The sequence below is a fragment of the Pseudomonas sp. genome (genome assembly GCF_050739935.1).
Classification (GTDB): domain Bacteria; phylum Pseudomonadota; class Gammaproteobacteria; order Pseudomonadales; family Pseudomonadaceae; genus Aquipseudomonas.
In genome coordinates, this window is the sequence record NZ_JBOICF010000127.1 from 80,418 (window position 1) to 95,916 (window position 15,499).

Consider the following 15,499-nt stretch of genomic DNA (forward strand, 5'->3'; position numbering starts at 1 on the left):
CTAAGGCGCGGTCGGCAAGCGCTGCTCCAGCAATTGGTGCAGCGCGCTGTCGGCGGGCCAGTTGCGCATGAACCGCGCGCGATCCCTCGCGAAGGCTGCGGCGAATGCACTTTGCGAGGTGTGCTGGCACACCGCGTCGAGATCGATCAGAGCCCAGCGGTCCTGATGCCAGAACACGTTATGCCCCTTCAGGTCGCCGTGGCTGATGCGTTCACGGATCAACTGTGCGAACAACCTGTCCAGCGCCTGCAATTCGCTTTCCGGCGCATCGCCTGTCGCGACATAGGGCGCGAAACGCTCGATGATGTCCGGGCCCGGTAGGTATTCGGTGACCAGATACGCCTTGCGCCGCAACCAGAAAAAACGCTGCTCCAGCAACGCGAGCGGCTTGGGTGTGGCGATACCGAGGAACATCAGGCGATTACCCTCGCGCCACGAATGCCAGGCACGACTCGGACGCCAGAAGCGTTTGAGCCAGTGGGCGAAATGCTTGATGTTGTAGCGTTTGATCACCAAAGCTCGACCGCTGACCTCGGTTTTCGCCACGCTCGCAGCGCCGCCGGTCTTGTACAGGTGGCCGTTATCGATCAGCGCGTCAGCTTTTTCCAGGACTGGCAGCATGGCGGCTTCTTCTTCGCGACGAATCGCACGCAACCCAAACGGGCCATCCGAAACGCTGAACAGGCTGCACTCACGTCCGACCTTGATCAGGTAATCGCGCAAACGCCAATGGCTGACCTTGTCGATTTGCTTTTGCAGCGCTTCGACGGGCAGCGCATGTTCGCCATTGCTCAGCAGGTAATAGACCAGCAGTTCTTCGGTGTACGGCTCCAGCGACTTGGGCAATTGCGCGAAGAACACGCCGAGGTTTTCCAGCACCTTCTGGCGGGACAATGGCTTGCCGGCTTCTTCGACCCGAATGCCGGCGCCATCGATCATGTACAGCTTGCCGTCCTGACGCAGCAGGTTGTCCAGGTGCAAATCTTCCTGCCACAGGCCTTTTGCGTGCATCTGCCCCACGGCAGCGAGCGCGTCGCCCAATACGGCAGCCTGCTCATCGGCCAACGGCGGTAGGTGTTCGACTGACTTCCAGGCATCACCCAGACTCTCGGCCTTGTCGAGAAACTCGAACAACAGCCAGCCGCCTTCGCCTTCCTGAAGCCCATCAGCCAACAGCAGCGGCGTGGCCAGGCCCTGCTCGGCGAGCAACTGCACCCCGGCGCGCTCGCGCTGAAAATGCCGCGGCGCTTTTTGCCCGACCAGCAACTTGGCCAACACCGGACGCCCACGCCAGACCCCGGCGCCCACGTAACGTTGACCGGGCAGCACTCGCAGCAGGCTCAGCAGTTGCAATTCAGCCGGACCGGCAGCATCCGCCAACGCAATGCTCATCGGCAGCGCCGGGGTGCGACCGGCGTTTTTCAGTTCAGACAAACGCATCGGTGCCCTCTTCGATCAAACATGAATGAAACGCAGACATTGCCAAGGGTGATGAACCTGTGGGAGTGAATTCATTCGCGAAAGAGTTTTCGGACCAAATGAATGTGTCGGATGTACCGACGCATCGCGAATGAATTTGCTCCCACAGAGGACAGTGCCCGCCGACATCACGTAGCAGGCCGCCCGCCCCGCTTATGACTGCCGCGTTTCGCCAGCCGCTCCCACCATGCGTCGACCAGACCGCTGTCGCCCGGCGCCTGTAAATAGGCCGCGAGCAGTTCGCGGATTTCCGCTTCGTTCCACACCGGCGCGCGGCGTAGCAGGGGCTCGATGTCCTTGACCCGGTCGCGCTGGCCGAAGATCGATTTGCGGGTTTTCTCAAGATCGATCAACTGCGCCTGATAGGCAGTGCCCCGAGCCTTGAGGAAAATGTGCTTGGGGTAGAAACAGCCATGCACCTGCCCGGCCTTGTGCAGCGTACGCGCCAGTTCTGCGCAAGCCTGCAGGATCGCCAGTCGCTGCGTGGCGGATAACTCGCCCCACTGTAGCAGCAGTGTGTCCAGATCCGTCCAGCCGTCCAGCGCGCGAGTCATCAGGATAGCCCGGCGCTCGCCATCGACTTTCTTCTCGCCATAGAACACCGCGTGCAGCGCCGGAATACCCAGCTTCTGGTACAGACTGATGTTGCGAAACTCGCGTGAGAAAGAAGGCTCGCCCAACGGATGATGCAAGGTGTGGGTCAGGTAATTGCTTTGGCGCTTTAGGTAATACCCCGAACCTTCAAGCTCCAGGCGAAACACGCTGCTCCAGCCGCCGCGCCCGGTATTCGGCTCGTCGACCGCGTCGAGTTCCACGTCCCAGAGTGAATCGAAATCCGCCAGACCATGACGTTCCAGCAAGGCGCGATCGGCTTCAGCGATAAAATCACTCATTCGCGGCCCTCGAAAAAGCTGACGATGTGACGAATGCGCTTTTTGTCTGAATCATTCAGGCGTTCGCGCCCTCGGTATTGCAGATAAAAACGCAGGCGCTGGGTGGCTGACAGGTGATATTTAGCGACCTTGTCCAGACACGCCAGATCTTTGGTGATGCGATACCGCAGCATGAAGCTGACCCAGAACGCACCGTTGGGGCAGTCAATCAGGAACACCGTCGAGCGGTCGTCCACCAGCAGATTTCGCCACTTCAGATCGTTATGCGTGAAGTGGTGATCGTGCATGGTCCGGGTGTATCGCGCGACCTGCTGACTGATGCCGTCGACCCAGGAACGGTTGTTCAGACGCACATCGTGAGTTCGGGCCAGCTCCGACAGATCTTCGGTGCGTGGCAGTTCGCGGGTGATCAGCGCGCCACGATCGTAAGCCGCGCCCTTGCGCTCCAGCCCCCACGCCACGACCTCGGCGGTCGGAATGCCCCACTTGGCGAAACGTTTGAGGTTCTGCCACTCGGACTTGACCCGAGGCCGCCCCAGATAACGACGCAGGCCCTTGCCCGCCGCCACATACCGCTTGACGTAATAGTTCACGCCATCGCGCTCGACGCGAATCACTTCCGACAACGGATCCCGCGTCAGGCGTTCGCCTTTCAGGGCAAAAACAGCGTCCAGTGAGCCAAAGTCGTCGGCCAGCGCAGCGTATTTCGGTTCCAGGTTCCAACCCGCCATCAGAGCGCATCCCCGTACCGCAGCTTGCGCTGATAGAGCTTCTCGGCCTTGGCTTCGAGCCAACTCAGCAGCGCCGATTCTTCCGCGAGAATCTGGCGCAGCGGCTGCTGGAAATAGCCTTTGAGAAAACGCAGCTTATCGCGGCGGGTCAGGCCGATGTCCATCGCCGAGAAATACAGTGCGGCCAGGTCCTTGTTGCGCCAACGCATCGTGATCGCCGGGCGTGTCTGGGCGCGGTGCAGGTCGATCACCGAGAGTTTGAAGTCCTCGGGCGTGATCGGCCTGTCGGTGTGCAGTAGGAAATGGCAGATGTAGCAGTCGCGGTGGTTTACCCCGGCGCGATGCATCATGCCGACCAACCGCGCCACTTCGGCGATGTACGCACGTTTCATGCGCGGCTCAGGTGGCTCGTTACGCCAGTTGATGCTGACGTCTTCCAGGCTTTCGGTCGGCGCCAGCTCTTCGGTGACGATGAACGAATGTTGCGATGCCGGACTGTTGCCACGCTCGCCATAGGCGACCGCGGTCATGGTCGGCACGCCAACCTCGTGCAGGCGGTTGATCGCTTGCCATTCCTGCCCTGCACCGAGCACCGGCAATTTCGCGGTCAGCAGATTTTTCGCCACTTCCCCCCAGCCGATGCCGCGATGGATCTTGACGAAGTAGCCACGCCCGTCGACTTCAGTGCGCAGCGTTCGGCGGTTTTCCAGTTCGCGATAAACCTGCCCCTGCAGCGCTTCGACGGCCTCGAATGCATCGCGTCCGGCCCAGAGGCTCTTGAAGGGTTCAGCAAGGATCAATTTCATCCGTGGTGCTCCGCCAGAATCACATCCGCAGCGTGCTGCGGCATACTGTAAAGGTCAGCCGTGTCAGCGAATGCCAGCCCGTTGCGATGCCACATCTGGCGCGCGGCATCGTCCTTGAGCATGCGGGCCAGAAACTGATTGAGCTGGTTCTGTTCGAACGGCTCATCGAGCACCAGACCGCTGTCGGCCTCGGCGATGTAATGGGCATAACCGCACACCGCGCTGACCAGCACCGGCAAGCCTGCGACCAACGCTTCGAGCAGCACGGTGCCGGTGTTTTCGTTGTACGCCGGGTGGATCAACAGGTCGGCGCCCAACAGGAAACGCGGAATGTCGCTGCGGCCTTTCATGAAAGTGACGTTATCGCTAAGGCCCAATGCAGTGCTTTGCAACTGGAAAACCTTGGGATCGTCCTGACCGATGACAAACAGGCGCGTACGTTTTCGCAGCTCGGACGGCAACGCGGCCAGTGCCTTGAGGCTGCGGTCGACGCCCTTGGTCTTGAAGCCGGAGCCGATCTGCACCAGCAGCAGGTCGTCATCGCTCAGCTTGAACTCGCGACGGAACTCGGCGCGGATCTGGGCGGCATTGTCCGGTGCGCGGCGGTCCTGGGAAATCCCCGGCGGCAGCAGATGGAAGCGTTCGAGCGGCGTGTCGTAGTGCTTGATGAACAGCGGCTGTTGCACTTCGGAGATCATCAATACTTCGGTTTTCGCATCCCTGGCGAACACCGCGCGCTCGTAAGCGGCGAAGTGACGATAGCGGCCCCAGTGTTTGTACAAGCCGTGACGTAGGTTCTGCGCCTTGTCTTCGAAGCAGCCATCGGCGGCGTAATACACGTCCAGGCCGGGCATTTTGTTAAAGCCGATCAGCCGGTCTACCGGACGTCTGGCCAGATCGGCGTTCATCCAGTCGGTGAGTTTTTCATTGCGCCGATGGTTGAAGATCGCCTTGACCGGCGCCACTAGCACTTCGAAACCCGGCGGCACGTCGCCTTCCCAGATCAGGGTATAGACGCGGATCGAGTGGCCGCGCTGCTGACATTCCAGGGCGATGCGCATGAAGTCGCGCTGCAAGCCGCCAAAGGGAAAATATTTATAAAGCACGAATGCCAGTTGCATCACGGATGTTCCTTTGCCAGCAACAGCGAACCCAACTGGCTCGCTACTCGCTCGGGATTCAGGCGAGTGAAGCACATCGGCCACTCGCGTTCGGTATCGAACTGACGCTGATCTTCAGCCGTCGGTCGATAGGTGCACTTCTTTTGCAGGCAGGGCACGCAGGCCGGGTAATCGCTCGCCAGATGAACTTGCGACTTGCCGTAGGCGCCGGTCAGGCCGGGGTTGGTGGGGCCGAACAACGACAGGGTCGGCACGTCCAGCGCCGCCGCCAGATGCCCAAGGCCTGTGTCCACGGCCACGCAACCCTGCGCGCCAGCCAGCACTTTGGCGACGCCAGCCAGATTGAGTTTGGGGAGCACGACGGCTTTATCAAGGCCCTCGGCTATACGCTCGGCCCGCGCCTTCTCTGCCGGATTGCCCCAAGGCAGATGCACTTCGAGCCCCTGAGCGATCATGCGTTCGGCCAGCTGACGCCAGTAAAGCTCCGGCCAGTGCTTGGTGTCCCAGGTCGTGCCGTGCAGGAACAGCACGAACGGCGCGCCGCTTCCTGCTCCAAGCAGACGACTGCGATCCAGCCCGTAATCGCCAAGCCCCCCAGGCACTTCGTAGCCCAGCGCCTGAGCGAACAGCTGACGCAGGCGCTCGACCGCGTGCTGGCCACGAGCGACAGGGTATGCCTGGTCGTAGAAGCGTGCGGCAAGCGGTTCACGTGCAGAGTCTTTATCCAGACCGGCAATCGGGGCTTTGACGTAACGCGTCAGCCACGCACTTTTCAGCAGGCCCTGCGCATCGATGACCAAGTCGTAATGGGTGTCGCGCAACCGCTGTTTGAACTGGCGCCACTGACCGTTCCTGAAGGTCTGCCAGAGATTTTTGCGCCAGCGACGGATCGCGACCGGAATTACCCCGGACACCGCAGGATGCCAGGTCGGGATTTCCGCGAAGCCTTCTTCCACCACCCAATCGAACTGAATGCCCGGCAGCGCGCGAGCGGCGTCGGTCAGCGCAGGCAGGGTATGAATGACGTCACCCAGCGACGAAGTTTTGATCAGCAGTACCCGCAAGTCAGGCGACCTCTACCGGCGTGCCGCCCAGCTGGCTCAATGCGTGGATCACCGAATCCGGCTCCAGCAGACGCAGGCAGTTGTAATGACCGAAACGGCAGGTGCGATCAAAACACGGGCTGCATTCGATGCCCAGTTGCACGATCTCGACCCGGTCGGCCAGCGGCGGCGTGAAGCTCGGCGATGTGGAGCCGTACACGGCTACCAGCGGGCGGTTGAGCGCGGCGGCGACGTGCATTAGCCCGGAATCGTTGGAGACGACGGAATCGGCGCAGGACAACAGATCAATGGCTTCGGCCAGGGACGTGCCGCCGCTGAGGTTGGTCGATTCTTCACGCAGGCCGGGAATCAAGCGCTCGCGAATGCTCTCACCGACCGCATGATCGTTCTTGGAGCCGAACAACCAGACCTGCCAACCCTCGCGAATCTTTGCTTCAGCGACCTTGGCATAGTGCCCGGACGGCCAGCGTTTGGACTCGCCGAACTCAGCGCCAGGGCACAGCGCCAGGACCGGGCGATCAAGGCTCAGCCCGAACTTCGCGATTGCTGCATCGCGACTGGCGGGTTCGATCGAAAGGCTTGGCTTGGGATATGGGCGCGGCAGTTCAGCGTCCTTGTCGTAAGCCAGCGCCATGAAGCGCTCGATCATCAACGGGTATTTGAGTTTATCGAGCGTGCGCACGTCGTTGAGCAGGCCATAGCGGAATTCACCACGCCAGCCGGTGCGTTCGGGAATACCGGCGAAGAACGGCACCAGCGCCGACTTCAGGGAATTGGGCAGCAGGATCGCCTGGTCGTACTGGCCCTTGAGGGATTTGCCGATTCGACGGCGGGTGCCCAGTTCAAGCGCGCCATGACCGAGCGGAAAGCTCAAGGCCGTGCGCACCTCTGGCATACGCTCAAGGATCGGCCGACTCCACTCGGGAGCCAGGACATCGATTTCGCATTGCGGGTGGCGCTGCTTCAGGCACTGGAACAGCGTTTGCGCCATCACCATGTCACCGACCCAGCTGGGCCCTACGATCAGAATTCTCATGCTCAATCCAAAAACGACCAGAAACGAGCAGGGAGGCCCATCAGACTGCGTGACGCTTGCACACAGCCTGACGCCTCCCTGTCATAGCTTTATATACTGCATGTTCATGACGGCGAGCACCGGAGCCCACGGTGGGGAGCGAATTCATGCGCGAGCCCCTCGAACAGCCGACACAGCTTCATCGACTGCACGATTTTTCGCGAATGATTCGCTCCCACAGGGTCCTGTGCCCGACGCTCAATTCAACTCAACCCCAACTGCCCCCAGATCCGCATCACTTCACGCCGCTCATTGGCGAACTGGTCCCCGCTGACAACCCCCGCATCCTTCTGCAGGGCCTGTCGGTGAGCGGCGGAACGGTACGCTTTATACACCTCGCGTAACAGGCTCGCGTCGGCGGCAGGTATCAGACCTGCCTCTTCCAGACCTTCGAGAATGCGGATGTTATCGGTGTATCGAAGCAGCGCGGGATGCTCTCTGGACCACGCCAAGGCCGCGTATTGCACCATAAATTCGATATCGACGATACCTCCGGCGTCCTGCTTGAGATCGAACGAAGCCGTGACTTCGAAGGCATTCGCGCCCTTGCCGGCCATCGTTCCCCTGGTCCCGAGGTTGTCGCGCATCTTGGCGCGCATGTCGCTGACTTCCTGGCGCAACAGATCCAGATCGCGCTCGCGCCCCAGCACCGAGGCGCGTACGGCCTCGAATCCCTTGCCCACGTCGGCGCTGCCCACCAGCACTCGCGCGCGCACCAGCGCCTGATGCTCCCAAGTCCAGGCCTCGTTCTCCTGATAGCGCGAAAACGCCCCCAGCGAGCTGACCAAAAGCCCCGAGGCGCCGGACGGCCGAAGGCGCATGTCCACCTCATACAGCTGACCGGAGTTGGTCTGCGTGGTGATCAAATGAATGATCCGCTGCCCCAGACGGGTGAAGAACTGCGCACCGTCGATCGGTTTGGCACCATCGGTTTCGGCCTGCGGATCGCCATCGTGGATGAACACCAGATCCAGGTCCGAACCATGCCCCAGTTCGATGCCGCCGACTTTCCCGTAACCGACAATCACGAACCCGGGATCGCACAACGTGCCATCAGGACGGCGCGGCGCACCATGGCGGGCAACCGTATGCCGCCAGGCCAGCGCCAGCACCTGCTCCAGAATCGCCTCGGCCAGCCAGGTCAGGTAGTCGCTGACTTTCATCAGCGGCAGGCTGCCGGTGATTTCCGACGCGGCCACACGCAGGCGATGCGCGAGTTTGAAGTGGCGCAGCGCTTCCATCTGCTGCTCCAGATCATCCTCCGGAATCCGCGTCAGCCGTTCGCGCAGCTCGGCTGCCAATTCCGGCGCGTCTGGCGGGCTGAACAAACGTCCCTCGTTGAGCAGTTCATCCAGCAAAAGCGGAAAACGAGCTATCTGTTCGGCAATCCAGGGGCTGGCCGCGCACAAGGTGAGCAAGCGGCGCAACGCACCAGGATTCTCAGTCAGGAGCACCAGATAAGCCGAACGCCGGGCCACCGCTTCCACCAGGGGCAACACGCGTTCGAGAACCAGATCGGGATTATCGTGTTCGACCGCCTGCGCAAGCAGACGCGGAATGAACGCATCGAGCCGTTCACGCCCCAGGCGTTGCATCGAGCGCAGCTGGGAACTGTTACGCAGATTGCTCAGATGTTTCAGCGCTCTCGGCGCATCGGCGAATCCGCCTTCCTGCAACTGAAGACAGGCGCTTTCTTCGTTTTGCGATTCTTCCCACAGCGGCAGCCACTCGCCGCCGACGATCTCTTCGCCGCCGTCTTCCTGGCCCTCTTCCTCATCCGGGTCTGCAATCACCTGGCGGAAATGCCAGTCGACCCGGCCGCGCCAGTACATCAGCTGCTCGTGGAAAGCGTCCCAGTCGGAAAAACCCATGATCAGTGCGATGCGTGCCTGATCTTGGGCGTCCTCGGGCAGCATCTGTGTCTGACGGTCGGCAATCGCCTGAATGGCGTGCTCGGTGTAGCGCAGGAACTCGTAACCTTCGCGCAGTTCGGAGATCACCGCCGCTGGCAGATAGCCCTGCCCTTCCAGCGTGCGCAGCACCTTGAGCAACGGCCGCTGTTGCAGGCTCAGATCGCGCCCACCGTGGATCAATTGAAAAGCCTGGGCAATGAACTCAACCTCGCGGATGCCGCCCGAGCCCAATTTGATGTTCGCGGCCATGCCCTTGCGGCGGACTTCCTGCTGGATCAGCTGCTTCATGGTGCGCAGCGCTTCGATCGCGGAAAAATCCAGATAACGCCGATAGACGAACGGTCGCAGCATCTCCAGCAACTCGGCACCTTTGGCATGATCGCCGCCAACGACCCGCGCCTTGATCATGGCGTAGCGTTCCCAGTCCCGCCCCTGATCCTGGTAGTACTGCTCGAGCGCATTGAAGCTGAGCACCAGCGCCCCGGATGAGCCGTAAGGCCGCAGGCGCATATCGACGCGGAAGACGAAACCGTCGACCGTGACCGGGTCCAGCGCCTTGATCAGCCGCTGGCCCAGGCGAATGAAGAATTCCTGGTTATCCAGCGCACGCTTCACGCCTTGGGTTTCGCCCCCTTCGGGGTAGGCGAAGATCAGGTCGATATCGGAAGAAAGGTTGAGTTCAACGGCCCCCAGCTTGCCCATGCCGAGGATGACCATTTGCTGTGGTTCGCCGCTGCGGCGCCCCGTCGGCGTGCCGAATTGCTGGCAATGTCTGTCGTACAACCAGCGATAAGCGAGGTCGATACTGCCATCGGCCATGTCGGAAAGGTCGCGGCAGGTTTCGACCAGGTCAGCACGGCGTGTAAGGTCGCGCCAGATAATTCGGACTTGCTGACGTGTCCGTTGACGACGTAGATTACGCCCCAGTTCATCGTCGCTGGTCGCCTCGGCAACCGCGTTGGCGATGTGCTCACGCAACTCACCGGCCGTAAAGCTGCGCTCCAACTCACCCGATGCGGCGAGATCTAGCAGCATCTGAGGATCGCGCACGATCTGGTCGGCGACAAAATCACTGGCCGCGCAGACGCGATCGAAAGCGGCCAGGCGTTCAGCGGGCCAGGCCTCGAAGGTCGCAAGGCCGGTATCGGACGAAGCAGCAAGCGCAGCGCGGAACGACTGCTGCGCGCGAGTGACCAACGGCAGAAGGACGGCCGGCAGATCAGCCAGCGAGGGGAGGCTCATGGTCTATCCTTGATCGGCGTTCAAAAGACTACCCGCCGTGAGGGTTGCACCCACGAAACGGACCGGACTGTCGAACAAAGGTTAAAAATTGCTGGCATTTGCCTGTTTTTGGATGTCAGCATAATTTAGCAGCTGATTTTTTTATTGTTTCTACCAACATTGTTCATTTGATTCATTGCGACACATGAGCGAAAACATCGCTCAGCTGTAGTTTTACTACTGTATATACAAGTCAAAAAGCTGAAACGGCTAAAGATTTGTAGTAAAACTACACAACGCCGGATACCACTCCGGTCATCCAAGAATTTTTACGTCGTCTGCCCACAAGGCCAGTCGCAACAAACTCAGGCAACCGATTCTGGAAGCCTTTCCGCCCTGGAGCAAGCCATGCAAGACCTCGATCCCGTCGAAACCCAGGAATGGCTGGACGCCCTGGAATCGGTTCTCGACAAAGAAGGCGAAGACCGTGCTCATTACCTGATGACCCGTATGGGTGAGCTGGCCACACGGAGTGGTTCGCAGCTGCCGTACGCCATCACCACGCCATACCGCAACACCATCCCTGTCACCCACGAAGCACGCATGCCTGGCGACCTGTTCATGGAACGCCGCATTCGCTCGTTGGTGCGTTGGAACGCCTTGGCAATGGTTGTCAAAACCAACATCGGCGATCCGGATCTGGGCGGTCACATCTCCAGCTTCGCTTCCAGTGCAACCCTGTACGACATCGGCTTCAATTACTTCTTCCAGGCCCCGACCGACGAACATGGCGGCGACCTGATCTACTTCCAGGGTCACGCATCGCCTGGCGTCTACGCCCGTGCGTTCATGGAAGGCCGCATCACTGAAGAGCAGATGAACAACTTCCGCCAGGAAGTCGATGGCAACGGTCTGTCGTCCTACCCACACCCGTGGCTGATGAAAGACTTCTGGCAGTTCCCGACCGTTTCGATGGGGCTGGGTCCGATCCAGGCCATCTATCAAGCGCGCTTCATGAAGTACCTGGAGCATCGCGGCTATATCCCGGAAGGCAAGCAGAAAGTCTGGTGCTTCCTGGGCGACGGCGAGACCGACGAGCCGGAATCCCTGGGCGCCATCGCCCTGGCCGGTCGCGAGAAGCTGGATAACCTGATCTTCGTCGTGAACTGCAATCTGCAGCGTCTGGACGGTCCGGTTCGCGGCAACGCCAAGATCATCCAGGAACTGGAAGGCGTGTTCCGCGGTGCTCAGTGGAACGTGACCAAAGTCATCTGGGGCCGTTTCTGGGACCCACTGCTGGCCAAGGACGTCGACGGCATCCTGCAACGTCGCATGGACGAAGTCATCGACGGCGAATACCAGAACTACAAGGCCAAAGACGGCGCCTTCGTTCGCGAACACTTCTTCAACACGCCAGAACTCAAGGCGATGGTTGCGGATATGTCCGACGACGAAATCTGGAAACTCAACCGTGGTGGCCACGACCCGTACAAGGTCTACGCCGCTTACCATCAGGCGGTTAACCACAAGGGTCAGCCGACCGTGGTTCTGGCCAAGACCATCAAGGGTTATGGCACCGGCGCCGGTGAAGCGAAAAACACCGCACACAACACCAAGAAAGTCGACGTGGACAGCCTGCGTCACTTCCGTGACCGCTTCGACATCCCGGTCAAGGATGAGCACCTGGAAGCCTTGCCGTTCTTCAAACCCGAAGAAGGCAGCGCCGAAGCCCGTTACCTGAGCGAGCGTCGCGCCGCATTGGGCGGTTTCGTGCCACAGCGTCGCGCAGAAAGCTTCAGCCTGCCGACCCCGCCGCTGGAAACCCTCAAGGCAATCCTGGACGGTTCCGGCGACCGCGAAATTTCCACCACCATGGCCTTCGTGCGCATCCTGGCGCAGCTGGTCAAGGACAAGGAAGTCGGCCAGCGCATCGTGCCGATCATCCCGGACGAAGCACGTACGTTCGGTATGGAAGGCATGTTCCGTCAACTGGGCATCTACTCTTCCGTAGGCCAGCTGTACGAGCCAGTCGACAAAGAACAGGTAATGTTCTACCGCGAGGACAAGAAGGGTCAGATCCTCGAGGAAGGCATCAACGAAGCAGGCGCCATGTCCTCCTTCATCGCTGCCGGTACGTCGTACAGCAGCCACAACCAGCCGATGATTCCGTTCTACATCTTCTACTCGATGTTCGGTTTCCAACGTATCGGCGACCTGGCATGGGCCGCTGGCGACAGCCGCACCCGTGGCTTCCTGGTCGGCGGCACCGCCGGTCGAACCACCCTGAACGGTGAAGGTCTGCAGCACGAAGACGGTCACAGCCACATCCTAGCCTCGACCATCCCGAACTGCCGCACCTACGATCCGACCTACGGCTATGAGCTGGCGGTGATCATTCAGGACGGCATGAAGAAGATGTTCGAAGAACAGCAGGATGTCTTCTATTACCTCACCGTGATGAACGAATCCTACACCCAGTCAGCCATGCCGGCCGGTGCGGAAGAAGGCATCGTCAAGGGCATGTACCTGCTGGAAGAGGACACCAAGGAAGCCGCGCATCACGTGCAGCTCCTGGGTTCGGGCACCATCCTGCGCGAAGTTCGCGAAGCGGCGAAGATCCTGCGCGAGCAGTTCAACGTCGGCGCGGACGTCTGGAGCGTAACCAGCTTCAACGAACTGCGTCGCGACGGCTTGGCCGTGGAGCGCAGCAACCGTCTGAAGCCAGGCCAGAAGCCACAACTGAGCTACGTTGAAGAGTGCCTCGATGGTCGCAAAGGTCCGGTGATCGCTTCGACCGACTACATGAAACTGTTCGCTGACCAGATCCGTCAGTGGGTTCCGACCAAGGAATACAAAGTCCTGGGCACCGACGGTTTCGGCCGTTCCGACAGCCGCAAGAAGCTGCGTAACTTCTTTGAAGTCGACCGCCACTTCGTTGTGCTGGCCGCCCTGGAAGCCTTGGCCGATCGCGGCGATATCGAACCGAAAGTCGTGGCTGAAGCCATTGCCAAGTTCGGCATCGACCCGGAAAAACGCAACCCGCTGGACTGCTAAGGTCTGCGCTGAAGATCGTATAGAGCGCTGACAGAATGCGCGAAACAGCCTTCGATGCGGAATTTACTCCGGTAAATGAGCATCCAGGGCTGTTTCGTCGCTAGTGCACCAGCGCAGTCGAGTGAACAGGTTCTCCTAAGGAGAGACATTGTGAGTGAGCTAATTCGCGTACCCGACATCGGCAACGGTGAAGGTGAAGTCATTGAGTTGATGGTCAAGGTCGGTGATCGCATCGAAGCGGACCAGAGCGTTCTGACGCTCGAATCGGACAAGGCGAGCATGGAAATTCCTGCTCCAAAGGCCGGCGTCATCAAGACCATGAAGGTCAAGCTGGGCGACCGCCTGAAAGAAGGCGACGAGCTGTTCGAACTGGAAGTGGAAGGCGAAGGCGAGGCTGCCGCCGCCCCTGCTGCTGAACCGGCCGCGGCTGCTCCTGCACCCGCCACCGAGAAACTGACCGAAACTGCCGCCCCGGCGCCTGCCGCCGAGCCTGCTCCAGCATCGGCCGCTGCTGAGACCGTTCAGGACATTCACGTTCCTGATATCGGTTCGTCGGGCAAAGCACGCATCATCGAGCTGATGGTCAAGGTGGGTGACAGCATCGAAGCTGATCAATCGCTGATCACTCTGGAATCCGACAAAGCCTCGATGGAGATCCCTTCTCCAGCCGCTGGCGTGGTCGAAAGCATCAGCGTCAAAGTCGAAGACGAAGTCGGCACTGGCGATCTGATCCTGAAACTGAAAGTCGCAGGCGCTGCACCTGCTGCAGCTCCAGCACAAGCTGCTGCCCCGGCTCCGGCCAAGGCTGACGCGCCTGCTGCGGCTCCTTCCGCCGCTCCGGCCGCTGCTCCAGCAGCAAAAGCTGAAGCTGCTCCTGCTCCTGCTCCTGCTCCTGCTCCTGCTCCTGCTGCAGCGCCAGCACCAAGCGGCGCCAAAGTCCACGCTGGTCCGGCTGTTCGTCAGCTGGCTCGCGAGTTTGGTGTCGAACTGAATGCTGTGACCGCCACTGGTCCACATGGCCGCGTGCTGAAGGAAGACGTGCAGGCGTACGTCAAATCCGTCATGACCAAGTCCAAGGACGCGTCAGCTGCCGGCGGCGCCACCGGCGGCTCGGGCATTCCACCGATTCCGGAAGTCGATTTCAGCCGTTTCGGCGAAATCGAAGAAGTGCCAATGACTCGCCTGATGCAACTGGGCGCAACCGGCCTGCACCGCAGCTGGCTGAACATTCCGCACGTCACTCAGTTCGACCAGGCGGACATCACCGACCTGGAAGCTTTCCGCGTCGCGCAGAAAGCCGTCGCTGAAAAAGCCGGCGTCAAACTGACCGTGCTGCCACTGCTGCTCAAGTCCATCGCGCACCTGCTCAAGGAACTGCCGGACTTCAACAGCTCGCTGGCACCAAGCGGCAAAGCGGTCATTCGCAAGAAGTATTTCCACATCGGTTTCGCGGTGGATACCCCGGACGGCCTGCTGGTCCCCGTGATCAAGAACGTCGATCAGAAGAGCCTGCTGCAACTGGCTGCCGAAGCGGCCGAACTGGCCGAAAAGGCACGTTCCAAGAAGCTGTCGGCCAATGACATGCAGGGTGCCTGCTTCACCATCTCGAGCCTGGGCCACATTGGCGGTACCGGCTTCACGCCGATCGTCAACGCGCCGGAAGTCGCGATCCTCGGCGTGTCCAAGGCCACCATGCAACCGGTCTGGGACGGCAAAGCCTTCCAGCCGCGCCTGATGCTGCCGCTGTCTCTGTCCTACGATCACCGCGTGATCAACGGCGCCGCAGCTGCTCGCTTCACCAAGCGTCTGAGCGATCTGCTGGCGGACATCCGCACGATCCTGCTGTAAACCTCAAAAGGCCCGCTCCACATTGGGCGGGCCTTCGCTGTTTTTCGAGCTGCCACGCTCGTACCTCAACCCCGCTCATTGGCGGGGCTTTTTTTGGGCGTGTGTTTTGTAAGGGTTGTGGGATTGGCTTATCCGTTGCGGGTGGGCGTAGGAATGATCACGCGCGACAGCCTGACTGCCAGCGCCAACGCTCTTCGCGTTCTGATGCCGAACACACCTCTTTGCCGCACCTCGATCTACTGTAGGAGCCGGCTTGCTGGCGAACGCGGTGGGTCGGGTACATATGAGTAACAC

General features: G+C 60.5%; 10 protein-coding genes. 2 read left to right on the forward strand and 8 right to left on the reverse strand.

Annotated features, from left to right (window positions below):
• The 8 genes from ACRER8_RS25490 to glnE form a co-directional block, all read right to left on the reverse strand.
• Positions 1-1,440, reverse strand: a complete 1,440-nt coding sequence (locus ACRER8_RS25490; protein WP_431748935.1) for a lipopolysaccharide kinase InaA family protein — start codon at positions 1,438-1,440, stop codon at positions 1-3.
• A gap of 167 nt (positions 1,441-1,607) precedes the next feature.
• Entirely contained in the window at positions 1,608-2,372 is a 765-nt protein-coding gene (locus tag ACRER8_RS25495) for a lipopolysaccharide kinase InaA family protein (RefSeq protein WP_431748936.1), read from the reverse strand.
• Complete coding sequence (locus ACRER8_RS25500) at positions 2,369-3,103, reverse strand: lipopolysaccharide kinase InaA family protein (protein ID WP_431748937.1); 735 nt, start codon at positions 3,101-3,103, stop codon at positions 2,369-2,371. The genes ACRER8_RS25495 and ACRER8_RS25500 overlap by 4 nt, the downstream gene beginning before the upstream one ends.
• On the reverse strand, positions 3,103-3,909 hold the full coding sequence (gene rfaP / locus ACRER8_RS25505) for a lipopolysaccharide core heptose(I) kinase RfaP (protein WP_431748938.1): 807 nt from the start codon (positions 3,907-3,909) through the stop codon (positions 3,103-3,105). The genes ACRER8_RS25500 and rfaP overlap by 1 nt, the downstream gene beginning before the upstream one ends.
• Positions 3,906-5,030, reverse strand: coding sequence for a glycosyltransferase family 4 protein (locus tag ACRER8_RS25510; protein WP_431748939.1), 1,125 nt, complete (start codon positions 5,028-5,030; stop codon positions 3,906-3,908). The genes rfaP and ACRER8_RS25510 overlap by 4 nt, the downstream gene beginning before the upstream one ends.
• Entirely contained in the window at positions 5,030-6,094 is a 1,065-nt protein-coding gene (gene waaC / locus ACRER8_RS25515) for a lipopolysaccharide heptosyltransferase I (RefSeq protein WP_431748940.1), read from the reverse strand. The genes ACRER8_RS25510 and waaC overlap by 1 nt, the downstream gene beginning before the upstream one ends.
• A 1-nt stretch (position 6,095) precedes the next feature.
• A complete protein-coding gene (gene waaF, locus ACRER8_RS25520) occupies positions 6,096-7,130 on the reverse strand; it encodes a lipopolysaccharide heptosyltransferase II (protein WP_431748941.1) in 1,035 nt (344 codons plus the stop codon).
• 242 nt (positions 7,131-7,372) lie between these two features.
• Entirely contained in the window at positions 7,373-10,324 is a 2,952-nt protein-coding gene (glnE, locus tag ACRER8_RS25525; protein WP_431748942.1) for a bifunctional [glutamate--ammonia ligase]-adenylyl-L-tyrosine phosphorylase/[glutamate--ammonia-ligase] adenylyltransferase, read from the reverse strand.
• 387 nt (positions 10,325-10,711) lie between these two features.
• Here glnE and aceE point away from each other — a divergent pair, with 387 nt between their 5' ends.
• Positions 10,712-13,357, forward strand: coding sequence for a pyruvate dehydrogenase (acetyl-transferring), homodimeric type (gene aceE, locus ACRER8_RS25530; protein WP_431748943.1), 2,646 nt, complete (start codon positions 10,712-10,714; stop codon positions 13,355-13,357).
• Positions 13,358-13,507: 150 nt separating this feature from the next.
• Positions 13,508-15,205, forward strand: coding sequence for a dihydrolipoyllysine-residue acetyltransferase (aceF, locus tag ACRER8_RS25535; RefSeq protein ID WP_431748944.1), 1,698 nt, complete (start codon positions 13,508-13,510; stop codon positions 15,203-15,205).
• Positions 15,206-15,499: the final 294 nt, after the last annotated feature.